The organism is Dehalococcoidia bacterium (genome assembly GCA_035528575.1).
Taxonomy (GTDB): Bacteria; Chloroflexota; Dehalococcoidia; order E44-bin15; family E44-bin15; genus DATKYK01.
In genome coordinates this window covers 1-25,242 of sequence record DATKYK010000025.1, presented here as the reverse complement: position 1 = coordinate 25,242, position 25,242 = coordinate 1, and the positions used below count along the sequence as shown (strand labels likewise).

16 protein-coding genes and 1 tRNA gene are annotated in these 25,242 nt (G+C 52.3%); 4 read left to right on the top strand and 13 right to left on the bottom strand.

All coding sequences use genetic code 11. The annotated features are described in order from the left end of the window. From VMX96_06135 to VMX96_06120, 4 genes are all read left to right on the top strand, one after another. Nucleotides 1-538, top strand: a 538-nt coding sequence (locus VMX96_06135) for a hypothetical protein (GenBank protein ID HUU63480.1), incomplete at its 5' end; no start/stop codon positions are given. Nucleotides 539-771: 233 nt separating this feature from the next. Beyond that, nucleotides 772-2,496 carry an FAD-dependent oxidoreductase gene (locus VMX96_06130; GenBank protein HUU63479.1) on the top strand — a complete coding sequence of 575 codons (1,725 nt, stop codon included), beginning with the start codon at nucleotides 772-774 and terminating at the stop codon, nucleotides 2,494-2,496. A gap of 111 nt (nucleotides 2,497-2,607) precedes the next feature. After that, nucleotides 2,608-3,645, top strand: a complete 1,038-nt coding sequence (locus VMX96_06125; GenBank protein HUU63478.1) for a methyltransferase domain-containing protein — start codon at nucleotides 2,608-2,610, stop codon at nucleotides 3,643-3,645. A gap of 229 nt (nucleotides 3,646-3,874) precedes the next feature. Then, the gene (locus VMX96_06120) at nucleotides 3,875-4,093 is read left to right on the top strand and encodes a NifU family protein (protein ID HUU63477.1); all 219 of its coding nucleotides are present in this window, start codon (nucleotides 3,875-3,877) and stop codon (nucleotides 4,091-4,093) included. Nucleotides 4,094-4,505: 412 nt separating this feature from the next. On the opposite strand, the gene VMX96_06115 is transcribed toward VMX96_06120, so the two are convergent. The 13 genes from VMX96_06115 to VMX96_06055 form a co-directional block, all read right to left on the bottom strand. Next, nucleotides 4,506-5,255, bottom strand: coding sequence for a trypsin-like peptidase domain-containing protein (locus tag VMX96_06115; GenBank protein HUU63476.1), 750 nt, complete (start codon nucleotides 5,253-5,255; stop codon nucleotides 4,506-4,508). A 36-nt stretch (nucleotides 5,256-5,291) separates the two neighbouring features. Next, nucleotides 5,292-5,978, bottom strand: coding sequence for an ABC transporter ATP-binding protein (locus VMX96_06110; GenBank protein HUU63475.1), 687 nt, complete (start codon nucleotides 5,976-5,978; stop codon nucleotides 5,292-5,294). Between the two features lie 30 nt (nucleotides 5,979-6,008). Beyond that, the gene (locus VMX96_06105; protein ID HUU63474.1) at nucleotides 6,009-7,280 is read right to left on the bottom strand and encodes an FtsX-like permease family protein; all 1,272 of its coding nucleotides are present in this window, start codon (nucleotides 7,278-7,280) and stop codon (nucleotides 6,009-6,011) included. Nucleotides 7,281-7,464: 184 nt separating this feature from the next. Beyond that, nucleotides 7,465-7,854 (bottom strand): hypothetical protein, encoded by a 390-nt coding sequence (locus VMX96_06100; protein HUU63473.1) that lies wholly within the window; start codon nucleotides 7,852-7,854, stop codon nucleotides 7,465-7,467. 137 nt (nucleotides 7,855-7,991) lie between these two features. Then, nucleotides 7,992-8,906 carry a HAMP domain-containing sensor histidine kinase gene (locus tag VMX96_06095; GenBank protein ID HUU63472.1) on the bottom strand — a complete coding sequence of 305 codons (915 nt, stop codon included), beginning with the start codon at nucleotides 8,904-8,906 and terminating at the stop codon, nucleotides 7,992-7,994. 212 nt (nucleotides 8,907-9,118) lie between these two features. Next, nucleotides 9,119-9,781 carry a response regulator transcription factor gene (locus VMX96_06090; GenBank protein ID HUU63471.1) on the bottom strand — a complete coding sequence of 221 codons (663 nt, stop codon included), beginning with the start codon at nucleotides 9,779-9,781 and terminating at the stop codon, nucleotides 9,119-9,121. Between the two features lie 222 nt (nucleotides 9,782-10,003). Next, nucleotides 10,004-11,482, bottom strand: a complete 1,479-nt coding sequence (locus tag VMX96_06085) for a CoA-binding protein (protein ID HUU63470.1) — start codon at nucleotides 11,480-11,482, stop codon at nucleotides 10,004-10,006. 90 nt (nucleotides 11,483-11,572) lie between these two features. Beyond that, nucleotides 11,573-11,657: transfer RNA gene (locus VMX96_06080), tRNA-Leu, on the bottom strand. A 107-nt stretch (nucleotides 11,658-11,764) separates the two neighbouring features. Beyond that, entirely contained in the window at nucleotides 11,765-12,217 is a 453-nt protein-coding gene (locus VMX96_06075) for a nuclear transport factor 2 family protein (GenBank protein HUU63469.1), read from the bottom strand. A gap of 526 nt (nucleotides 12,218-12,743) precedes the next feature. Continuing rightward, a complete protein-coding gene (locus VMX96_06070) occupies nucleotides 12,744-17,312 on the bottom strand; it encodes a dockerin type I domain-containing protein (protein ID HUU63468.1) in 4,569 nt (1,522 codons plus the stop codon). A 410-nt stretch (nucleotides 17,313-17,722) separates the two neighbouring features. Next, on the bottom strand, nucleotides 17,723-22,066 hold the full coding sequence (locus tag VMX96_06065) for a C1 family peptidase (GenBank protein HUU63467.1): 4,344 nt from the start codon (nucleotides 22,064-22,066) through the stop codon (nucleotides 17,723-17,725). 715 nt (nucleotides 22,067-22,781) lie between these two features. Further along, the gene (locus VMX96_06060; protein HUU63466.1) at nucleotides 22,782-23,894 is read right to left on the bottom strand and encodes a dockerin type I repeat-containing protein; all 1,113 of its coding nucleotides are present in this window, start codon (nucleotides 23,892-23,894) and stop codon (nucleotides 22,782-22,784) included. A 129-nt stretch (nucleotides 23,895-24,023) separates the two neighbouring features. Then, on the bottom strand, nucleotides 24,024-25,242 hold a 1,219-nt coding region (locus tag VMX96_06055; GenBank protein ID HUU63465.1), incomplete at its 5' end, for a dockerin type I domain-containing protein.

Sequence of the window (25,242 nt, the reverse complement as noted above, 5' to 3'; positions counted from 1 at the left end):
TGTCATGGCGGGTAATATCGACCTCAAGAACTTCGGCGGGCATTCCACCTGTGAGAGCTTCTGGGACCCTCACCTCGTCTATGCCCCTTGGGGCGGGGAGGTCTCCTTCTTCCAGATGCACGCTCCATACGACATCGTGGGCGGCTGGGAGAAACGCTCCCCGGAGCTGCAGGCTGCGATTCTTGATAAATGGCACAAGGTGGCTCCAAACTTCACAAAGGACAATGTCATACAGACCAACGCCGAGACCCCTGTGGACATCGAGATACGCTTCCCTAACATGCGCCGCGGCTCCATAAAGCACGGCGACTATCGGCCGACGCAGCTAAATACCTTCCGTCCCAATATAGAATGTTCCAACCACTCGACGCCCATCGAGGGCCTATATGTGTGCGGGGTCTCTTCTTATCCGGGAGGACTTGTACTCGGCGGGTCGGGCTACCTCGCCGCTAACAGGGTGGCCGAGGACATGGGTGTTAAGAAGTGGTGGAAACCTACTCGTGAGATGGAGCGTTTCACTAAGACATATATGTTGTAATCACCATGAATAGTAATTCCAGTGAGGATTAAGATAACCGGCCTTACTAGGCCTAAAGCGATGTTACCACTGGGCGGTTTTCCTTGATGTAAGCGCCCATTACAGATTAGTGTTGAAAGGGGCAGGTTACCCTGACCTGCTAGAGTTCCTCTGCTTTGTGCCTTGGAGTATTGCTATGGTTGCGCGGGGTGTAAGAGTTTTGGAAAGGGTACAAGGGTAGACAAGGCACCAAAATGAACACGGAAGAAAGCTACGATATTGTTATTATTGGCGCCGGCCACAACGGCACCACGACAGCGGCATACCTGGCCAAGTGCGGCCTGAGCGTCTGCGTTCTGGAGGAGCGGGCGGAGTGCGGGGGAGCGCAGGAGAACGCGGATCCCATAGCCGGTGTGCATGTCAGTCCCCATGCCGTAGCCCTGTATGGGGGGGCAGCCCCCGGCTGGGAGCAGCTAGAGCTGTGGAGGTACGGCCTCCGCATGGACTGGGCAGCTCAGAAGCTTGCTGGGGAAGGCTTTGCCGGAGGCGGGGGATTCGGACTTCTGTGCACCGATGGAGTTTCCATGGTCGGTGCTAAGGACTTGGAGGGCTGGCTGAAGCTGGCCGGCCTCACCGGCAATCCACCGTTTGTCCAGGAGCTGCTGCGCGCCACCTTCTGGAGCCCGCCTCATCCACCCGAAGTGGAGATAAATGCCGATACCATCCCTTTCATGCAGGTTTATAGGGAGCGATTGCCAGAGGTATGGACCCCGGAGATGCTTGAATGGACCCAGTTTGATCTAATGGATGAATATATAGAGACCGAGCCCTTTAAGACATTCCTGGCGTTTCTCGGCTGGTGGGCCGGTGCTGCGGCTCACTTTGAGGGCATGGCTATACCCGCTTTCGAAGCCGCGGTAGCCGCCGTGCTATATACCTTAGGGACTGTCCCCATCGGTGGCCAACATGGATATTACCACGCCCTCTTTCGCTGTGCTGTAGCCCACGGTGCAATATTCCGCACCTGCTGTCCCGTGGATGAGATTATTATCAGACACGGACGCGCCGTGGGCGTGCGACTGCGGGACAATGCCGTCTGGGGCAACAAGGTAATCTGGGCGGACAAGGCAGTGATCAGTGCCACCGACATTCAGCAAACCTTCAACAACCTCATCGGGCCGCAGTATATGGACGTTGGCTTACTGCAGCGCGTAAATGACCTCAACATCAAGGGAGGGACATTGTACGTAAACCACTTCCTAACGCGTGAGCCCCTTCGCTATCGTCCCAAGTTCAAGGAGGGTGAGCAGTCAGGCGTATGTTACCCGATGGACTCGCGAGAGATCTATTATGAGCACGCTACTGATGTGATGGGCAAGCAGGGTAACCCCACCATGTCGCCGGAGAGATATCCGTGGTGTTGGGCTGGGAGCTCAAAAATATTCAGTGCCGACTTCCACTCGCAATGCACCCGTCCCAACCTCTACGTCAATTGTTCTATCGTTGGTTATGTCCCGCCGCCAGAGTACCACATTGACGGGCCAGATGCTATGAACAAGGTCAAAGATGATATAGATGCCTATATGCGAAAGGCCTTCAGTTCAGTAGTAGAAAACCTTGAGGATGACCTCGTAGAACACTGGAGCCTCACCCCGTGGGAGCAGGAGTTTCGCAACACTGGGATGATTGGTGGCACCTGGTGCACCATCCGCCAGTGCCGTGACCAGTGGTGGAACAAGCGGCCCTTGCCTGAGCTGGCACGCTTCCGCGTCCCGGGGATCGACGGGCTGTATCTCGTCCACCAGTCAGCCGCGCACCCCGGAGGGCTATGCCTGATGGCCTGTGGCTATAACCTAATGCACATCCTCATCGAAGATGGCATCGCTGAACCAGGCGACTGGTGGTACCCGTCGCCGTGGTACATCCCGGAGCGGGGCAAGATATCAGCAGTACCCCGCCAGGGTAGGATATCGGCGTAGCCCAATCGTGCGCTTATAGTCAACCGTTGACAACTGCCCTTCGTTTGTCTAAGATGTGCGCACCTTAAAGAAAGCGACACAAAATTTAACATTATCCAGAGGTGAAATGGCATGACAGAAATTACCGTGGATGAACAATCGGCAAAGCTGGAAGATTATGAAAAAGGGTTCCTGGCTGTCCACTTAGTGAATACAGGGGTTGTCCTTGGCTTATTCGATAAGCTCAGTGCCTCCGAGGGCGGCGTTGGCCCAGATACGCTAGCCAGTGAGCTCGGTCTGCATGAACCCTATGTGAGGCTTTGGTGCCAAAGCGCCTATTACTTCGAAATTCTCGATTGTGCCGACGATGGCAGATTTAAACTTGCACCCCACATGGGTTCTCTGCTCACCGATCCCGAAAATCCCTATTATTTCGGGCACAGAGCGAGATTCATGGTTTCTCACTGGGCAAAGCTCCTCAAGAGTCACCCCGAATATTACAAGAGTGGAGACACCCATTTCTGGGATGCCCTTGGGTACGAGTTTTCAAAAGACGCTAAAGCCCTGACCAGTCATTTAGTGCCCTTGGCTTATAGGTTCATGATAATTCCCTCAATTCCCGGGTTGAAAGAGCGGCTGGATGCCGGTATGAAGGTTTTAGATGTAGGGTGTGGTGGGGGGGATCTCATGATTCAACTAGCGAAAGATTTCCCCAGATGCAACTTTATTGGTATTGAAATCGATCGTTTCGTTATCGAAGATACCCAGAGGCATCTGGAAGACAACGGGGTGGAGGATAGAACATCAGTCACGTTGGTAGATGCAGCCTCCATGGAATATGATGGAGAATTTGATCTGGTAAACATGGCGGTAGTGTTACACGAAATAAGACCAAATACAAGATATAGGTCAATGGCAAACTGCTACAAGGCTCTAAAGGACTGCGGTGAGATAGTAATTTTTGACTTCGCCTATCCGGAAAGAGTGGAGGACTTTAGAAAGCCGGAATACGCACCCAGTATTAAGGATCAGTTCTATGAAATAACCTGGGGTACTGAGCATCTCCCCCAAACAGAGAGACATCAACTTCTTACCGAACTTGGTTTCAAGGATGTTACCACTAATCCAATATTCGGCGGTGCAGTCGAAGTAACGTACGCTAAAAAATAGCTCATCTTGAGTTGCCAGCTTTTTGCATTACCACAGCGGCACCCGGGGCAGGTAAACATAAAGGCACGGCCTCGAATTCCGCGCCCTCGATTACTTAGCAGCGGGAGTTGGATTCCAACCAAGAACCTCCGGTATGAGGCAAAGGTTGCATACAAGCGCCACCCCATGGATTAAGCTAATTATGTTGAAGTAAGGAGAGGTATATCTCCAGACAGGAGGATTAGTGGCCATGCGAGAAAAAATAGAAGCAGCGATCGACCGCGTGAGACCTGCGCTACAGGCCGATGGTGGCGATGTGGAACTGGTCGAGGTAAAGGATAGGGTGGTCTCGGTCAGGCTGACCGGTGCCTGCGGCGGTTGTCCTATGGCGACGATGACCCTAAAGAACGGTATCGAGCGGATTATCAGGGAAGAAGTGCCTGAGGTCGAGGAAGTAGTCGCGGTCTAAGGCGTATAATCTAAGGCCGGGATCCTCACAAATACCTTCAAGCAGGGAGTGTCCTCTTTGAATATACTATTAGCTTTCACAGCGATTGTTATATGCGTTGCTTATACCGAGAATGCTGAAATAGTCTCAATCAACCCCCTAATCCCCCAATCTTGGGGGGCTCGTTAAAGCTGCCCCGATACATCGGGGAGACCCCCGGCCCCGATTTAATCGGGGCACCTCTTTTTCAGCAGTCTCTAGTTATAGGTCTATATGGTGAAATATTATCGCTTGGGTAAGACTCTGAGAGCGCCAATATCAAAGACACTGATACCTATCGGGGAACTCTGGACACTAATAATTAATTGACGAAAATATTTATGATAGTAATGGTGATATTTGATAACAAATCATGGTAACCAGAGGCAGGCTGCTACCCACTAGTAATCAATTCCTCTATTATAGGCATAGCCTCATCGATGCTGATGGCATAGCCTAGCCCCTCTACTCCAACAGAACTAACCTTGGCACTGGTGATACCGATTACCTCTCCCTGCATGTTCACCAGCGGCCCACCGCTATTGCCGGGATTTATCGCAGCGCTCGTTTCAATGAGGTCAGTTAATGTTTGGCCGTCCACTGTTAAAGAAACGTCCAAACGGCTGACTATACCCTCTTTCGCACTAATGCCTAGCCCGAGCGGATTGCCGATAGCTACTACCCAGTCACCGACCCGTAGTTCGGATGAGTCACCAATATTGGCTGCCGGAAGGTTTTCAGCGTCAATTCTGATAATAGCCAAGTCATCGGTCGGGTCGGTCGCAATCGTATCAGGGTCAATAAAAAAGGTGCTGCCATCGTACAATGTTATAATGATACTATCAGCTCCGTCAACAACATGATTATTAGTAACGATAATACCACTCTCATCGATGATCCATCCCGAGCCAGCACCTTCCTGGGTAAAAGATCGGTGGAAAAACTGATAGGTCGTTTCAGTGTCGATAGTCACGACCGAAGGTGTGACTAAAGCGACGACATCGGCAATATTGGGCAATATAGGGGATTGGCTGTCTTCAGATGAAATATCTTCGCTATATAGCGAATTGCACGAGATGCTAAGCGTAAACAACGTGATCAAGGTGAGGGTAAGAACAAGGTTTCTTACGCGTATCTTATCCATCCACAACACCGCATTTCCACAGGAAGATTCCCCCTGTTAATTCTGGAGCTTCCCGTCTCTTATAATGAGCGTCCTGTTTGCCATTTCAGCTATATAGTTGTTGTGAGTCACGACAATAACCGTACGGTTCTTATCGGTGGTCAATCGTCGCAGTATATTCATAATGCTCTCTCCGGTCTCGGAGTCCAGATTGCCTGTGGGTTCATCCGCCAGGATCAGATCGGGGTCGTTTGCCAGAGCGCGGGCGATTGATACCCTCTGCTGCTCTCCACCGCTCAATTGAGAAGGCTTGTGGTTTTCCCTGTCGGCAATATCTACCAGGCTCAGTAGCTCTAGCGCCCTTTTCCTTCTCTTTTTCCCCGATTTCTCCGAAGCTTCCATGGGAAGCACCACATTTTCGATAGCGCTCAGGCTGGGTATCAGGTTGAAGCTCTGGAAGATGAACCCCAGATTATCCCTTCTTATCTTGTAGAGCGAAGAGTCCGGTACGCTGGTAACTTCTATACCCTTTCGCCCGAGATATATTTTCCCCTTGGTCGGTTTATCCAGGCATCCGATCAGGGTGAGCAGGGTGGTTTTTCCTGAGCCCGAGGGCCCCATGATCGCTACAAACTCGCCCTTTGTTATCTCAAGGTTCACATTCGAGAGGGCACGAACGTCTTGCCCGCCCATCTTAAATACTTTGCTCAAACCTTTTGTCTTGACAATTGTGTTGTTTTCCATCAGTTAAACCTCCATATTGTCGATGTTGGATTATTCATTCCTTAGCGCCTCCATAGGGCTCACGTGGGATGCTCTCCATGCGGGGTACAGGCTTCCCAAAGCCCCGGCTACAGCGGCCAAGCCCAGTCCCAGCAGCATGACTTGCATGGTAACCGTTACGGATACCGGTGTTCCCATGGTATCGCCTGTATTGAGCAGCAAGGAACTGAACAGCGATGCACTCACAGCAGCGATGCCGAGACCGAGAGCCCCTCCGATGAGGCCAACGTAAAACCCCTCATACATAAATTGCTTCAGGACATCCCGGTTACTGAACCCCAGTGCCTTCAGTGTACCTATCTCCTTGGTTCTCTCGCGCACCGTGTAGAACATCAGGCCGAAGATAAGCAGGACCCCGATAATAACAGATACAACAGTAATACCTAATCCCGTAGATTCTATGCTGGAGAGATTGTCGTCAATTGTACTGATAATACCTTCCTGCTGTTGCTGAATACGACCACCGAACTGGGATTGCATGTCACTCATAGCCATGACCATGTAGTCCGAATAGGTCTCTTCTATTTCAACGACCACAGAGTCGACATCGTCAGCGCTATCGGCATACACGGTCAATGAGGATATCTCCCCATCCATATCGAGCACCTCCTGAGCGGAAGAGAGGCTCATATAGACCTCGTTTCTCATAAAGCCGCTCGAGTAGACCCCGACTACATCGAAATACGTCCCTTCGATTTTTATGGTATCGCCGACACCCGCATCGAAGTAATCGGTAAGGTCCTCGCCGATGAGAACGGCGTAATCTTCATCCTCTTCCAGGCTTCGTCCTTCGACGATATTTACCGGCAACACGCTGTACGTCTCATCGAGGTCCAGTGGAACACCGATTACCCTATAGGCAGACATGACCCTACCGCCACCAAATGGGCCTCCCCCACCCTCTGCCTCCTCTGCTTCGCCTAAACCGCCGCTGACCTGCGGTACCACCGCCGCGACGTCGTCCATATCCGAGATGTCATCGGCTACATCTTCACTCATCCCATCACTAGACTCAGACTGAGGCATAAATCCTCTCATATTTTGGACCGTAATCGCGGTCATCGACAGCTCTGTTTGCTCTATCGTACTCTCTGCGATTTCCTCATACTGCTCCAGCATTTCTGCGGTGGCTTCCTCACTGGCATCAACCCCGGCGATGGTGGAAACGAAAACCGCTACGCATAGGGCCAGGACCAGGCTCACCAGCACTGTCCTGAACCTCCTCCTCCAGATGTTCTTAAAAGCCCTCCTCAGTGTAAGCATCTACGCCTCCTTATATTACATTTAAAAACTCATTACCGCTTGCTCGGGTTCATTAGCGCATTACCACATTAGCATAACTATGGTAAAGATATGGTAAATTTCTTTAGGGGGTATTACTTGAATAAAAATAGGGGCCGAGGCCCCTATTTTGTATAGACGTAAGGTAAATTAATACGGAGCGATGTCACGGCATGTTCATCTGGTGGCACCATGTGTTTCTCATGTGGTGCCCCGGTGGTCCTAGTTGCTGCATCGCCTCGGGGCGGCTATCCCACCAGTCCTGAATCTGCTCGGCCTCTTCCGCTGTAATCAGTCCCTCTTCAAGCATGCTCTGGAGACGCTGCTTTTGCATTTCCTCGCACATCTCCTGTCGAGCCTGCTTAAAGGCATCGGCCAGTTCCTCTTCATCTGACTCCAGTATGTCTGCTACCTTGCTGAGGAAGATCTGTCCTGGCCCTGTATCGCTGCCAACTTCAGCCTCCGGGGATTGGGCGGAAACAACGGCGGTGATTCCAGCCGAGAGGGCAACGACTGCCACGATGGCGATTATCCCGTACTTCATGTACCGCTTCATTTATTTCACCTCCTTTACCTGTAGCTGATATCAAGCATAGCATAACTATGGTAAAGACATGGTAAATTTCCGGGTGGATGGGATAGCCATTAAAACAGGGGCCGAAGCCCCTGTTTTAATGAGGAGGTGTGGAAGATTTAGGCTGGGCTATGTCGCGGCAGTATTATTCGGAAAGTGCTTCCCTCACCGGGAGTGCTTTCCACCGAGATGGTGCCTCCGTGGTTCTCCACGATCTTCTTGACTATGGCTAGTCCAAGGCCGCTGCCTCCCCCGCCGCGAGATCTGGACTTGTCAACGCGGTAGAAGCGGTCGAAAACGCGCTGCTGGTCTGCTTTTGAGATGCCGATACCGCTATCCTGCACTTGAAGGACAACCTGAGAGCCCTCGGCGCGGGCCGAGAGCTTCACTGTGCCCCCGGTGCGGTTATACTTAATGGCATTATCGACCAGGTTGATTAATGCCTGCTTGAGGCGCAGGGTATCCCCCATTACGCATATTTCGCTCGATTCTGGCCCCCGTTCAAGGCCCACACCTGCCGCTGCGGCCTTGGCACTGGCTTCTGTTGTCACCTCGCTAAGCAGGGCAGCCGTATACACCACCGACCATTTCATCTGAGACTGGTCGCCCTCCGATAGTAGGAGGAGGTTGTCGCTGAGCTGGTTCATGCGCTCCAGGCTCAGCTTGAGCACTTCCAGCAGGCGTTTATAATCCTTAATAGTCGCTTTTCCCTCCATCTCGGCGACCTCTATGTTCGTCTGGGCTATTGCAATGGGGGTCCTCAGTTCATGCGATGCGTCCTGAATGAACTGCTTCTGCGACTCGAAGGTGCTCTCCAGGCGGCCCATCATGTCGTCGAAGGTATCGGCAAGGTGCTTTATCTCATCCTCGGGGCCCTGGTAATTGATCCTTTCCTTCAGGTTGGTGCTGGAAATCCGTGCCGCCAGCGAGGAGACACGGGCAACCGGCTTCAGCATCCGCCGTGAGAGAAAGTAGATACCTACCCCCCCGATTGTAATAAGGCCGGCGAAGCCGATTAAAGAATAATTTCTCAATAGTTCCAGCTGCTCATTTCTTGCAAGGTCGAATATTTCCCTTGGAGAATATCCCTGTTCTGCCATATGCCAAAATGGTTCCGGGGGTTGTGCCGTTAATTGTTGTACGCTCATATACAACCAAATAATGAAAAGAGCGCCAAACAATAGCAGAAGCACTGTGTACCAAAACGTAAGCCGAAAGCGAATAGTCTTGGTAAATACGGGCATTCTCATAGTAAATATCCCCTCCCCTTGACGGTTGAGATTAAATCGCCCGCCCCGGCTGCGCTAAGTTTCTTGCGCATGTTATTGATATGGACCTTAACGGTATGGGTGAACATGTTAGTATCCTCATTCCAAACGTGCTCCAGCAGCTCCTCCTGGCTTATAACCCGTCCGGCGTTGCGCATCAGATACTCAAGGATAGCGAACTCCTTTATGGTAAACGCTATCTCCGAGCCACTGAAGTAGCCCTTAATGGCGTTTGGGTCGAGCACCAGGTCGCCTATCCTGAGAATGGGGTGCCTCGTCTCACCCTCACGGCGCAGTATGGCGCGCACCCGTGCCAGCAGCTCAGGGAAGTGGAACGGCTTCACCAGGTAATCATCAGCACCCTGATCCAGGCCGTTTACCCGGTCGTCGAGGCTGGAGCGGGCAGTCAGCATGAGGATGCCGGTTGGTGAGCCTGAGGCCCGTATCTTACTACATACCTCAACACCATCGATCTTGGGCAGATTGAGGTCGAGGATGATAAGGTCGTAGTCGTTCACCTCCGCCATGACAAGGGCTTCTTCGCCATCGTAAGCGATATCGGCAGCATAGCCCTGCTGGCGCAGCCCTCTGGCCAGGGCATCTGCGAGTTCTTTCTCGTCCTCTGTAATCAGGATACGCATGTTCTCTAAAAGAGACTGCTGAAGAGGTCTGAATCAACCCCCTGTATCCCCCAATCTTGGGGGACTTTTAAAGCTGGGGGACACCCTGAGACCCCCGGCCCCGATTATATCGGGGCACCTATTTTTCATCAGTCTCTAAAAGTATACTATAATAAAAGTAAAGGAAAGGTAAAGAAGTAGAAAAGTTCTGCCACTGGATGTGCTAGATAACAAAACTAGTTGTTATATAGCATCCGTTTTTCTGTGGAACTGGTGGTAGCGGATGAACTTACCTATGGCCCGGCTTGCCCGCTCCAGAGAGTGATAGACGGGGATCCCCTCCTTTAGCAACCCCTGCCGAAGCCTATCCTCCTGGCCGGGGAGAAAGCGTGCCAGGTCTTCACGGAACACCATGACCAGGGGCTTTCTGTGAGCATTCTCATGGTCAAGTCTGATCAGGGGATCCAGGATTATCCGGGCTTGCTTATCAGTTGCCTCCTGTATGGCGGTCATCTGGGATGCCGGGTCTATAGCAGCTTTGAGGTAGAATAAACCCGGCGATAGAATGAAGATAACGGCGTCGATAGAGGGGTCGGCGATAGCGCACTCTATGGAGCGTATAAGGCTGTTGAGGTCTGCCATTGCCATGGCTATATCTACTGGATTTCTTATTATGGACCCCTCGCGGGGCATAAAGCTTCTCAGTTCCTGTCGTGTTTTCTCGCTAAGGGTGGGTAGCTCGAGCCCCGCCCGGGCACAAATATCCGCGCCGGCAACGCTGTTGCCCCCCCCTCCTCCGACCAGCGCCACCCGGTTACTTGCCAGAGGGCGAAGGTAGCGGAATGTCATGGCAACGTCGAGAAGCTCGTATCTGCCATCAACCCTAACAGCCCCGGTTTGCTTGAAGAAGGCATCCCAAACTGCCAACTCGCCACCGAGCGCCCCGGTATGGGAGGCTGCGGCTATGGCGCCACTCTCGGTGGTTCCCCCCTTCCAGATGATCACCGGCTTTGTCTTATTAATCTCCCTGACCAGAGTAGTAAGCTTTCTGCCATCGCTTACTCCCTCCAGATACATACAGATAATCTCCGTCTCTATGTCTGTAGCCAGGTATTCGAGGAAGTCGATGCTATCGAGCACCGTGGCATTGCCATAGCTAATCACCTTGCTTGGATGAATGCGGTGTAGCGGGGCATCGAAAACAAACTGGCCGGCATGGCCACCACTCTGGGCGAGCATAGCCACGGGGCCGGGCTCGGGGTCGAAGCTCAGCCAGGTGGTTAGCCTGGATGCGGGGACATGAAGCCCCATGCAATTGGGACCAACAATGCGGAGCCCCCCTCGCTCAGCTATATTTTTAAGCCTCTTCTCCAGGGCTATTCCCTCTTCATCGCCAGCTTCCCTAAAACCGGCAGTGTAGATCTGGATGTTCCTGGTATTTGCGGCAATACAGTCCTCGAGCACCGAGGGGATTGCATGTGGGGGAACGGAGACGGTCACCAGGTCGATGGGCTCCGGGACCGAGACGAGGTCGGGGTATACCTTAAGACCATGGATCTTTTCGCCAACCGCTTTTTGGTTGATGGGATAGATCCTGCCGGGGAAGCCGGCATTCTTCAGGATACCCACAAAATCGCTGAAGGGTAGCGCCTTACGGGAGGCCCCCACTACAGCCACTGTCTTGGGGCTAAAGGCAATCTCAAACTCAGGATCCCACGTCATTTTAAGCTTTACAATTGCAAAGGGAATAAGGGTGACTTCTTAAAAAGCCACGCCATTTTCGGCGATACAGGCCTCTACAGGTCAAAGAAGTGCCGAGGGCGGGACTCGAACCCGCACGGGCTCAACACCCAAGGGATTTTAAGTCCCTCGCGTCTACCGGTTCCGCCACCTCGGCGTTCCGATACGAGAAGCAGACTCAGCTAATACTCTACTATTTTTAGCTGCTACGTTTAATACTTGCTCCCTACCTCTCCTAGCTGGAATAGCCAGGAAATCTGCTCCTTATCGCTTGGTCTGCGTCCACTCCTCCAGGATGTTTGTTATCTTCGTGCTCTTTTTCTTCCACTCGCCGCTTATTTTAACATACTCATCTTCATAGTAGCGCCAGCCATTGAGTGTTGCTATCGTCTGTACTATGAGACGGTCATTCAGCAGCCATACACCCCTGGCTGTTGTATCGCTGGTTATCTCGATCTCGGGGTTATGGCCCTGATGAGCAGAGATCATAGAGTCCAGCCCCAGGTTCTTTTTCAGGAAGTCCATAATCGCCTTTCTTCCATGCAGTAGCTCTATGCCCATCCCATAATCCGCCACTGCATCTTCGACCCAGACCTCTTCCATTTCGTCCCAGAGCTTCTTGTCAACACATCGAAAGTATTTAGCCTTAAGCTTCTTTATCGCCTCAATGTCCTCCAGCACCCTGATTCTCTTTTCCAGCTCTGCCGGCTCAGCCATGATAACAGCCTCCTTTTATAAACTTTTCGGCGGCAGAAAAATCCTCAATTTATTGCCCCTTACAGTTATATCGGGAGCAGGGGCGAAATTCCAAAATCCCTGTTAGCTGATAAAGTCTGATGCAGTATAAAAAATGCGACGGGCGTGTTCGAACTGCCGAACTGGGGTTTTTGTGACCCACGCCATAGCTCATTACGCCCAATATTCCTCTGTGTCAGATGGCCCTGTTTTATATCTGGCACAGGGCACCACAGGCATTATTATAGCACCTGGTGAGGCCTGGTGTCACCTTGGCCATCAACCTGTGGGGCTGAACAATGCTGGGCTAGGCCTTTCAGCCGGGGTAGCCGAACCGGTGGTCTTGCCTTACCGCAGTTATAAAATTGCAGCGTGAGTTGTTCTAGAAAGATAGGGTGCCACTGTCTGGCATAGCTTTTTTTAATATAAGAAGGGGTGGACATCTCTGTCCACCCCGTAATGCTCTTGCCGTTGGTTCTGCTGTTCCTGGCGTGAAAGCCTACTGCGTTTAGGGAATGCACTCTCCGCCAGAGAATTCCGTAATCGTGCCAATAAGGTATTGTGCCATCAACTGCAGGTCCGTTACGTCAACGGTGCCGCCGTCATTAACATCGGCGGCCAGGAAATCATCGCCGGTTAGTGTTGTAGTCCCCACTATATGCTGGGCTATTAGCTGGAAGTCTGCCGAGTCAATGACGTCATCGTCACTAACATCACCTTCCAATCTGCACGGAGGAGGTGTAGACGTCGGCGTCGGTGTCGGTGTTGGCGTCGGTGTCGGTGTAGTCGTAATGCAGAATTCGCAATCGGTAACCGGAGTTGGTGCTATTGGCTGTGGATCGCCCAAGGTCGCATCGTAGAGCGATGTTGCCTCGATATTCAGTGGGCTGCACTCTCCAACACTACCTACCGCGTTTAATGTCACGGTTGCAAATGTGACGGTGCTCCCGTCCCATCCCGGCCCGGGATGAGTACCTGTGGCCGCTGTTATGGTAGTGGTAGCGCCTATCGTGTTCCAGGAAAACGCAGAGGTAAGTTGTCCAGCCGCCACACCGCCTACAGTAACAACGGCTGTATTCACTGTTAGCGTTACGGTAGCTGAACCTACGCCGTCTGTGTCATTGGTAGTTATGGTAATGTCAGCTTCACAGCTGCCAGCCACAGGTACAGCTGAGCAACACTCAATCTCTACAGCAGCGTTTATTGGTGGTGGTGTAGGAGTAGGGGTAGGTGTTGGTGTAGGCGTAGGTGTTGGTGTCGGTGTAGGTGTCGGCGTCGGTGTAGGTGTAGGCGTCGGCGTCGGCGTTGGTGTTGGTGTGGGCGTCGGTGTAGGCGTAGGCGTCGGCGTAGGTGTCGGTGTTGGTGTCGGTGTCGGTGTTGGTGTCGGTGTTGGTGTAGGCGTAGGCGTAGGCGTTGGTGTAGGCGTTGGTGTTGGCCCGCACGGCACGTTAACGGTGGCTGTGTCACCATCATAAACCAGATCCGCAGGGGATCCCTCACAATAGCCAATTGCTTCCTGCCGGTTTACGTCCACGCCGCAATCGATCACCGTGGTATCGAACTCGATGATTTTGTGGGGCCCGTCCGGTTCGAGCACCCAAGATGGGAATTCCCACATAAACTCTGTGGGCCCCTCCCAAACGGGAGGTGTCGAGAAGGGAATGCCATTGATCGTTACGTTTCCGGCGTACTCCAGGCTGTCCGAGAGGATGTCGTGGACCTCAATCGCGGTCAGGTTGCAGCTGGTACCGTCGTTGTAGATATCGCACCGGAACCTTACTGTGTCGCTGATTGCGGCATCGACCTCATTCGCCCACTCATATGCATCCGGGTCCCAGACCGACTTAATAACCTTTATGCTCGGTGGAGGCACGTTAACAGTGGCTGTGTCCTCGTCATAAGCCCAGTAATCCTCATTGCCATCACACGTGGCGTTTGCCGTTACCTCGTTTACGTCCACGCCGCACGAGAGGACAGTGGTATTAAACACGACGTATATACTCTCGCACGTTTCGAGGAGAGGTACCTCAGCTGTGAGATTCCACGTATACTCGTTGCCATCGATAGTCGGCGCGGGTGTTCCTGAGTACCCGGGCGCGGTGATTAAAAAGTCGTTGTCCCAATCGAGGCTCTCCGAGAGGATATCGGTGACTATCATATCGGTCAGGTTGCAGCAGGTACCGGTGTTATGAACAGTCAAATTGAAAGTCATGGTGTCGCCGATTGCGGCAATGACCTCATCCTCCCATTTAGTGTTAAGATCGTCCCAGACCTGCTTGGTCACGTTTATGCTGGGGTTGGGAAGCACGTTAACAGTGGCGTTGTCAGTACCCTCAACAAATTGGGAAGGATCTTCAAAACACGTGGCATTTGCGCTCTGAATGTTTATGTCCGTAGGCCCGCACGTGGTGACATTAGCAGAGAATAAGATATATATGCTGTCGGACGATTCGAGGGGGGCGAAATCACTGAGATTCAACGTGTACTCGTTGCCAACCTGATCCGGCGCCCGAGATATCGATGCGTTACCCGGGTGAATTATTGTTGCATTTCCGATGTACCCCAGGCTGGGCGAGAGGATGTCGGTGACCAAAATCTTTTCCAGGCTGCTGCAGTTACCGGTGTTGCGGATGGTGCAATTGAAAGTCAGGGTTTCGCCGAATGTGGCATTGATCGTGTCCACCCACTGACCAGCTCCCAATCGGACCTGCTTGGTCACGTTTATGCTGGCTTCGGGAAGCACGTTAATGGTGGCGGTGTCCGTGTCACCGAGCGTCTCCCCAGCCTCCACACACGAGGCGTTTGTCGTCTGAGTGTTTATTAGGCCCGTACCGCAACCGGTGACATTGGCAGAGAAGAAGATGTCTATTATCCCACCGTCTTGGAGGGGGGCGAAATCACTGAGATTCAACGTGTACTCGTTGCCAACCTGATCCGGCGCCCGAGATATCGATGCGTTACCCGGGTGCTCTATTGTTGCATTTCCGATGTACGCCAGGCCGTCCGGGAGGGTGTCGGTAACCACTATCTGGGTCAGGTTGCAGCAGGTGCCGCTGTTGACGGTTACTAACTTGAATTCCACGGTGTCGCCAAGTGTGGCATTAGCGGTCTCCACCCAGGAAGGGCCCCCCTGGACCTTGACAAATTTTAACACGTACATGCTGGGTTGAAGCGTGTTCACAGTGGCTGTGTCCTCGCCAGAAACCCAGTATTCCTCATCCTCCTCACACGTGGCATTTGCTGTTACATTGTTTACGTCCACGCCGCAGGAGGTGACATTGGCAGAGAACACGATGTTAACACTCTCGTACGTTTCGAGGGCATGAGCAACCGCGTAATCCGTGACATTCCACGTATACTCGTCGCCATCTATATCCGGCTCAAATGTGGGGGGAGACCCCCAGGGTGTGGTTAGATTTGAAGTACCTGTGAGGTAGTCCAGGCTGGTCGAGAGGATGTCAGTAACCATTATATTGGTAAGGTTGCAGCAGATACCGGTGTTAAGAACAGTCAAATTAAAAGTCACATATTCGCCCACTGAGGCATTGACCGTATCCATCCACTCACCAGTATCCCACGGGTACCGGACCTGCTTGGTCACGTTTATGCTGGGTTCGGGAATCACGGTAACAGTGGCGTTGTCAGTACCCTCAACAAATTGGTAAGGATATTCCACACCTGTGGCATTTGCCGTTACCTCGTTTATGTCCGTAGGCCCGCACGTGGTGACATTGGCAGAGAATAAGATATATACGCTGTCGGACGATTCGAGGGGTGCGAAATCACTGAGATTCAACGTGTACTCGTTGCCAACCTGATCCGGCGCCCGAGATATCGTCGCGTTACCCGGGTGAATTATTGTTGCATTTCCGATGTACCCCAGGCTGGGCGAGAGGGTGTCGGTGACTAAAATCTTTTCCAGGCTGCTGCAGTTACCGTTGTTTTGAACAGTCAAATTGAAAGTCACGGTTTCGCCGAATGTGGTATTGACCGTATCCACCCACGGACCAGAGCCCAATCGGACCTGCTTGGTCACGTTTATGCTGGGTTCGGGAAGAATGTTAAAGGTGACGGTGTCTTCATCATAAAGCAAGAGCTCCTCATTCTCCAAACACGTGGCATTTGCCGTCTGAGTGTTTAATAAGCCCGTGCCGCAACCGGTTACATTGGCAGAGAAGTAGATGTCTATTATCCCATTTTTTTGGAGGGGGACGAAATCACTGAGATTCCACGTATAGTTGTTGCCATCCTCGATCGGCTCTCGATATACAGTCCCGTTACCCGGGTAATCTATTTTTGCATCGTGAGCGTACGTCAGGCTTTCCGGGAGGATGTCGGTAACCACTATCTGGGTCACGTTGCAGCAGGTGCCGCTGTTCCAGGTTGTTAACTTGAATTCCAGGATGTCGCCAAGTGTGGCATTAGTGGTCTCCACCCAGGAAGGACCCCCCTGGACCTTGACAAATTTCCACACCCACATGTTGGGTTCAACGGTGTTAACAGTGGCTGTGTCATTACCGAAAACCGTGTAATCAATATACGTGGCATTTGCTGATACCTCGTTTACGTCCACGCCGCAGGAGGTGACATTGGCGGAGAACACGATGTTAACACTCTCCAACGGTTCGATGGGGTCACAGTGCTCCTCCGAGACATTCCATGTAAGCTTCTTGCCAACTATAGTCGGCCCAAATGTGGGGTCAGACCCACAGGGTGTGGTTACATTTGAAGTACCTGCGAGGTAGTCCAGGCTCTCCGAGAGGGTGTCGGTGACCCATATATCGGTCAGGTTGCTGGTACCGTCGTTATGAACAGTCAAATTAAAAGTCACGTATTCGCCAACTGTGGTGTTTACTGTATCCACCCAATCACCAGCTCCCAGCCGGACCTGCTTGGTCACGTTTATGCTGGCACCATTCCCCCTGGGTGAGCCTATATTTACACCCTCGGCGTGGTCCAGTGCCATCACCGGTATCGCGATACCAGCAAGCGCCACCATCACGACCACCGCCAGTATCAACTGTACCTTTACCGCGGCTCTTGAAGGCTTACCCGAGCTCTTGCTAAAATACCGCATTTATAATGTCCTTTCTCACGGGTGCCTGTGACCCAGGTGCCCCATGAAAAGCCTGGTTACCATAACGCCGATGACATTGCTTACGCAGTTTCCTGTGCTCGAATAGGAAATAGCTTCAGTTATGTCACTGGCACTAAACGTATTGTGTATGTATACCATAAAAAGCAATACTTGTCAAGGCCAAATACGGGGCGGCTCTACAGTGTTTAGTATGGAAAAGCATGCGGGTTTTCTTGATGCAGGCTGTGTTGTAACGGCAGAGCGCCTGCGTGTAAGCACTGCGGCCGGGGTAGCCGAACCGGTGTGCGGGAGAGGGGTAGATAAAGTAGGATGGGTGCAACCCATCGAATTGTGCTAAAGGTGGGTTACACTGCGCTGCACCCACCCTACGGTCTGTTAATGCCCTCTATTCAGGGAATGTAATCTCCGCCGGGAAACCCATCGATCGTTCCAATAAGGTATTGTGCCATCAGCTGCAGGTCTGCTGAGTCCACTGTTCCACTGTCATTGACATCGGCGGCGAGGAAATCAGGTTCAACGAGAGTTATAGTACCCACTATGTGCTGGGCTATTAACTGAAAGTCTGCTGAGTCAATAACACCATCGGCAGCACCCAGCGGGTAAACATCACCCTCTAATCTGCCATCAATGCTAAAGATGCAATCGGTAACCGGGCTTGGGGTTATCGGCTGTGGATTGCCCGCTGTCCCATCGTAGAGCGATGTTACCTCTATATCCAAGGCGCTTGAACCAGGGATTTCCGCATGTAGTGTCACGGTGCAAAATGTGACGGTACCTGTTGGCCCTGGGGAACCCCCTGTCCATGAGACTATTGTCGTGGTGCTGCCCACGGTGTCCCAGGTAACAGCGCCGAGGTCTCCGGCCGTTACATCCCCTACGCTGACAACAGATGGGTCACCGGTAAGCGTTATGGTGGCGGAACCTATACCATCGGGGTCCTGGGTATTTATGATGATATCGACATCGGCAGTGCCCCCCTCAGGCACACTGGCACAGTCAATAGCTACCCAGGTAATGGGTAGCGATAGCCACGTCATCACCCTATCCATTACCACTTCCCTGTCTGTTGCGGAGTTTATGGCTTCGAAACCGAAGGCAAGATAGACGACTTTGTAGGTTCCGGTATTAGCCCGGATCGCACCGCTGCCACTGGAACTGATCGCTTTGGTACCGATATCTATTCGCGATGACGTTGGAGTGGAACCTATGCCATGGCTGACTGTCGCCACTGGCTCCTGTTGCGGTGGCATCTCATCGCTCCCGGGTCGTTCCCTTCCCTCTTCAAGAAGCTGTGGCTTAAACTTGGGGGTGGTGGCTGAAGCATCGTAAGTGAAAGTAGTCACCGCCGGCGATAGGGGATTGATCTCACTGGGGCTATACTGATTGTTGGCACCGTCGCCGCCCGAAATGGAAACGTAAAGGCCATCGGTTATGGGATCACCGGGTAAGCCAAACAGGCCGAAGAGGTCTATATCGTCCTGAACGTACTGGGCATGGAGGTAATCCTGATAGAAGGTTGATGAACCGATATAATGGCCGATGTCCTGTCCGCTTATGAACAGCCTTCCTCCGCTGTCGAGATAAGACGCCAGGTTGTCCTGGGTCTCGGCGTAGCCTATATAACCCCAATTGGGGGTTGCCCAGATAACCACTCCGTCTAGGTACTGGCTCAGGGTTTCACCATCTATATTTTCACGGAGCTCGGTGTCCCAAACATCATACTCATAAGCCAGGCCGTCCAGGGAGTCGGTGTAGTAGGGAGTGTATGAACCTAAATTATCGGCGACCAGAAGGATATCGCCGGTAGTGATGAAGGGCTCAATAATTTGGAATGAGTCAGGGTATTCGGGGCCTACGATCGTATTCTCGTCAATATCCGTCACCTGGACCTGGTATTCCACCACCGTGTCCACGGTGGGGAAGGGGCCAAGCTCAACGCCATAGATACCATCGTCAGCATCGCCGTCATCGTGATATCCGTCATCGTACAACGGAAGGTTTTCCTGAGGCGTGCCGTCAATGGACCACACCAGTTGAACACCCTGCACACCTGATTCGTCACTAACCCCTGCCCGTATCGTCACCGTTTGCTCAGTGTCGGGATTGTCTGGCTCATGTAGAGCCCAATCCAGGTGAGGCGGAGGGTCTATATCCTCCATAGAGCCGATGGTGCCGTACCAGATGTCATATTTGACGGCACGATCAGACCAGAAGGCCACTGCCGGCTCACTGCCCGCCAGAGCGACCGCTGCCGGGTGTCCGTCGTAACCGGTGAAATTGGTGAATTGACAGACACTAAACCAGGTGGCACCCCCATCTGAGCTCGCCTTGTACCAGATGTCGCCATTACCCGAGCGCTCAGATTGCCACACCACCCACACCCTGCCATCTGCGGTCTGGGTTATCGCTGGTGCTGAATTGGAGAGAGCATCGGAGGTTATTTGTGAAGCCTCAGACCAGGTGGCGCCGCCGTCGGAGCTGGTCTTGTACCAGATGTCGAGGGTCCCCTGGAGTTCACCCGTCCACACCACCCACACCCTGCCATCTGCGGTCTGGGTTACCGCCGGCTCGTGTTCATGATTAAGGTCGGTGGTTATTTGTGAAGCCTCAGACCAGTTGCTACCGCCGTCGGAGCTGGTCTTGTACCAGATGTCGTAGTTACCCGAGCGCTCAGATTCCCACACCACCCACACCCTGCCATCTGCGGTCTGGGTTACCGCCGGCCCGTAATCACGGTTAGGGTCGGAGGTTATTTGTGAAGCCTGTGACCAGTTGCTACCGCCGTCGGAGCTGGTCTTGTACCAGATGTCGTGGTTGCCCGAGCGCTCAGATTCCCACACCACCCACACCCTGCCATCTGCGGTCTGGGCTATCGCTGGATCATAGTCAGCTCCTGTGTAAGTGGTTATTTGTGAAGCCTGTGACCAGGTGGCGCCGCCATCGGAGCTGGTTTTGTACCAGATGTCGCTGTTACCCGAGCGCTCGGAGTACCACACCACCCACAGCTTCCCATCGTCGGTCCGGGCTATCGCCGGGTGGTAATCGTTGCCATAGTCGTCGGTCACCTGGACCACGGGCTCGTTGGTAATAGTGAGCCGCCAGGCCGGGGAGTAGGGGCTATCCTCGCCATTAAGATGCGCCTTGACCCGCCAGTAGTAGGAGCCAGTGCTGAGATTGGCGGTATACCCGGTTTCCTCACGTTCGACCTCTACGAGGTGAGGCGAGTCGAATGTATCGACCTGGTCTATCTGGATATGATAGCCGGTGGCCCCATCCTGCTCACGCCAGTCTAATGTGACCTCCCCCGGTCGTGACGCCAGACCGCTGGGTGGTGATAGCAGCGCCGGCCACGCGTAGAGAGCGGCATAGTAGACCGAGCTCTCAATCGAGCATTCGCCAAAACCCACTTTTAAATAACCGTTATCTCCATAGCCGGTGCCCCAGCTGTTTTTCACTATCCAGTAGCCCTCCGTTTCATCGTAGCCAGCTATTACCACACTGTGATTAGTCAGAGAATCATCGGTGCATCTATAAATGCCGCTTTCGAAGTATCCCCCGGCCTCCTCACCAATGCCCATGGAGGCGGCGAGGGGTCCCCTTTCGATCAGGTGCTCTTTTATTGTTTGCGTATCTCCCTGAACATATTCCGTCTCATGTATCCCCTTTAGCCTGCTACTCCAGTCGGCGCATCTATCGGAACAGGGACCATTAAGTGCGCTATAGGGGAAGCAGGCCTCATCTGTTATTCCCTCATCCCTGATGAATCTAAGCGCACGCGCATTCGATCCGCCAACGCAGTCCCCGCAGGCTGTGCAGCAATCCGATACCAGGTATTGCTCTGAGAGGTCTAAATCTAAATTGGGCTCATCATAGAAAATATTGTACAGCGGCTCCACTACGCCCACTGCCGAAAATGCCCAGCAACTACTACAACCAGCCTGGTCTCTAACCGGAGTCATCCAGTTTTCACCGTCTTCGTCTCTCCAGTCGAAGTGGTCAGGAGGAATCGACCCACTTTCCGAGGTATCGCTGATGTATCCCTCATCGGGGACAGCATCGCTCAAGCTTTCCACTCCTGGTCTGCACTTCTCGCTCAAATTAAGGAGTTCCCGAACCGTTTGGTGAGAACCGTCGGGCAGCACGCATGTGGTGCACTTTGTGGCAATGGGGTCGCTTTTCCCTTCTGCCGCAACCGGCCAGCCCATTTTGGCACAGTAGGAAAACTCCGTTCCGCACTCACCACCATAGAAGGCCCAGGCATCGCATTCACTTCCATCTGGCAGCGTGACTATGCCTTTTTCTCCATCTTCGGTTTTCACCACTTTGTATTCATAGCCCATCTCATTGCAGTACACTGCTGCAGGGTTACCCATGCCAATATTTTCAGCTCCATTGTGCCCGCATGGTGTTTCATCGAGTTCACTTGTCTTGGTATCTGGCGGTTTCGTAGGTGTGAGACTACTTCCTGGACAGGTTGAACAGATGACACAGGGCTCGGAGTTACTTGATGCTGTGGATGTGCCAGTAGTGTATACGTTTAACGGCCTATCAACGAGGTTTATGCGATGGGGGTCGATACGAATATCAGACTCACCAGGTGAAATCATAGTGGTCACATAGGTCGTCGTTGGAGAAGCTCCAGATTCGCTAACGCACGGTGGAATCGCTGCTGCCATAAAGGCACAAGTGAAGGTGAGAGATGCCATAATATAGAGAAACCGCTTCCTATTCACTGTGCTTCATTTTCACTGCGTGGTTTTTCTCTTGACCCACCAATTATGCAAAGCGGGAAACATCCCACGAGGATGTGTTGAATAATGGTCAGTCACTTCGGATTATGTTACAAACATTCGCTACCTGTCAAGCACTCAATGCGGCGGGGGCCGTTAGCGCCGAGGAGGATTCGAGGAGTTGCTTTGCGTGGATGCAGAATGAGGGTATTTTTACTAAGTATTTACAGAGTCAGGCCATGAGGGCTTGCTCTATAAACACGACCTTTTTGCTACGATCCAACACGCCGCTCGCCAGCGGCACCGTCGAGTTATGAAAATGGTGCATATCAGGGCTATATTTTCGTGGCAATGATAACCGGGAACTGGGCCTATTGGAAAGCTTAACTTAAGCCCGATAGTGGAGACATCGTGTCATTATGATAGCGATTTTGGCAACCTGGTACTCGGTTACAGAAGTAAACCTCTCATCACCTTGTTAAAGAATGCGATTCCCCAAACCTGGCACACACTCCTAATGGGGTAATCAAGTAGTGACACGGATTTCCGCGAGGAAGTACCAGGGAGGGCATTTATCCAGGCTTTTTCTTCATGAAACAGGCTAGCGAGCATCCGCTAGCAAGGCACCCAGGAGAGTTGCCTGCGGCAAGGGATTTCTCAGATTGATAGCGACATTAGCTTGCCGCAAGCCTGATCTCCGTTCTTAGTACATATATATTCAGCAGGGAAAATCGGTAATGGTTCCAACCAGGTATTGTGCTATTAACTGCATGTCTGCTGAATCAACTGTGCCACTGCAATTAACGTCAGCGGCGGTGAAAGCATCGCCAGTCAGTGTTGTCGTATGCACTATATGCTGGGCTACTAGCTGCATGTCTGCCGAGTTAATGGCATCATCGTCATTAACATCGCCTTTCTGTCTGCCGCCAATAGTGAAGATGCAATCGGTCACCGGGCTTGGGTGTATGAGCTGAGGGTCGCCCGCCGTCCCGTCATACATCGTTGTCACCTCGATATTCAGAGCGCTGCTGTCCCCAGAATTGCCTACCGCATTTAAGGTCACGGTGGCAAATGTGAAAGTGCCGATTGGACCTGGTGAAGACCCTGTGGCCGCTGACATGGTAGTGGTGCTACCCACCGTATTCGAGAAAACAGTGCCGAGGGCTCCAGCGGCTATGTTGCCTACGGTAACAACAGCCGTATCAACGGTAAGCGTTATGGTAGCTGAACCTATGCCGGCCGGGTCGCTGGTAGTTACGGTAATGTCAACTGTATCGCTGCCACCCTCTTGTGCATTGCCGCACTCAATAGCTGCCGAGGTGCCCACACCCCCCTCATGGATGCAAAATGTGCCATCGACGACTGGACTTGGAGTTATCTCCTGTGGATCGCCTAGCGTCCCATCATACATAGATGTAACCTCAATACCCAGGACACTGCACTCTCCTTCACCGCCTTCTGCATGTAGTGTCACGGTGCAAAATGTGAAGGTGCCTGTTGGCCCTGGGAAACTCCCTGTCCATGAGACTATTGTCGTGGTGCTGCCCGCCGTATTATGTGTAATAGCGCCGAGGGCTCCAGCAGTCACACCGCTTACACTGACAACGGAGGTATCAACGGTAAGTGTTATGGTAGCTGAGCCTATGCCCTGTGGGTCGTCGGTAGTTATCATAATGTCAACATTCCTGTTACCCCCCACCGGTACATCTAAACCATCATTAATTGCTACGGATGTGCCGGGGTCGGCCAGCGCCGCCGGTGTAGCCATCAGCAGCAAGGCAAGCACCAACGCTAAAACCACCGAGAGTCCTTTCCTAGTCACTATAGTCATATCTTCCTCCTTCTTACCTTAATATAGCTATTTTGCAACTCCTACGTGTAGCATTTGTAGAATACCCCGTATACAGCCTCCTCTACCTAAAAGAATTTAAATTAAGAGATTATACAGCACATAAGCAAATTAGTCAATAGTCCCAACCAGGTATTGTGCTATTAGCTGCATGTCTGCTGAGTCAACTTCACCGTCGCAATTAACGTCGGCAGCGAGTAAATAATCGCCACTGAGCGTTATAGTTCCTACCAAATGCTGGGCCAATAACTGGAAGTCTACCGAGTCAATAACGCCATCGTTATTAACATCACCCTCCAGTCCAGAAATGCAGAAGGTGCAATCGGTAACTGGGCTTGGTGTTATCTGCTGTGGATCGCCTGCTGTCCCGTCATACATCGATGACACTTCAATATCCAGGTCGCAGCACTCACCAGAACTGCCTTCCCCATTTAAATGTACTGTCGCAAACAAGACGGCACCTGTTGGCCCGGGGGTATCCCCGGTTGCCGCTGTTATGGTAGTAGTGCAGCCCTCTGTACCCCAATAAACGTTGCCAATTTCTCCCCCTGAAACACCGTCTACACTGACAATGGAACAATCATAGGTAAGGGTTATGGTAGCTGAACCTATGCCGTCCGGGTCGTCAGTAACTATTGTAATGTCGACATCGGCAGTCTCACCCACTGGCGCGCTCGCACAATCAATAGCTATGGACGTGGCCGGCGTAGGGGTTGGCGTAGGTGTAGGCGTAGGCGTAGGTGTAGGTGTGGGTGGGGGATTTGCTCCATTAACAAAGCTGCTGCCATTTGCGATTACATCAGCTTGAGAACACCAGCCGGCATCGTTGCCAGCGTACACCCACCAGTAATAGGTAGTACCATCCATAGGATAGCCTGTATCATGGTATTGAGTTACATCGCCTATGTCGCCGTAGAACTTCCTCACTGCTGTGTTTCCTATCGTGACACTTATATCAGGATCGATACTTACCATCAAAAAGTAGTGATTCGCTTCCCCAGAAGGATTCCACTGTAACACGATGGAACTCCCGTTTACCATGGCTCCATCAGTCGGAGAATCGAGGGTTGGGGCGGGGGGAGGAGTTAGAACGGATGACGCAGTATTATAGCTGACATAGTTCTCAATTGAGCATTCCCCACAACCCACTTTGAAATATCCATCGCCGTTCCAGCCAGACCCCCAACTGTTCTTGGCAATCCAGTAGTTTTGCGTTTCGTCGTAACCTACTAATACGACAGCGTGATTAGCACCATAATCATTGGTGCACCTATAAATGCCGTTGTCCCAGTATGCCCCATAACTGCTACCCACGCCCAAGCAAACTACC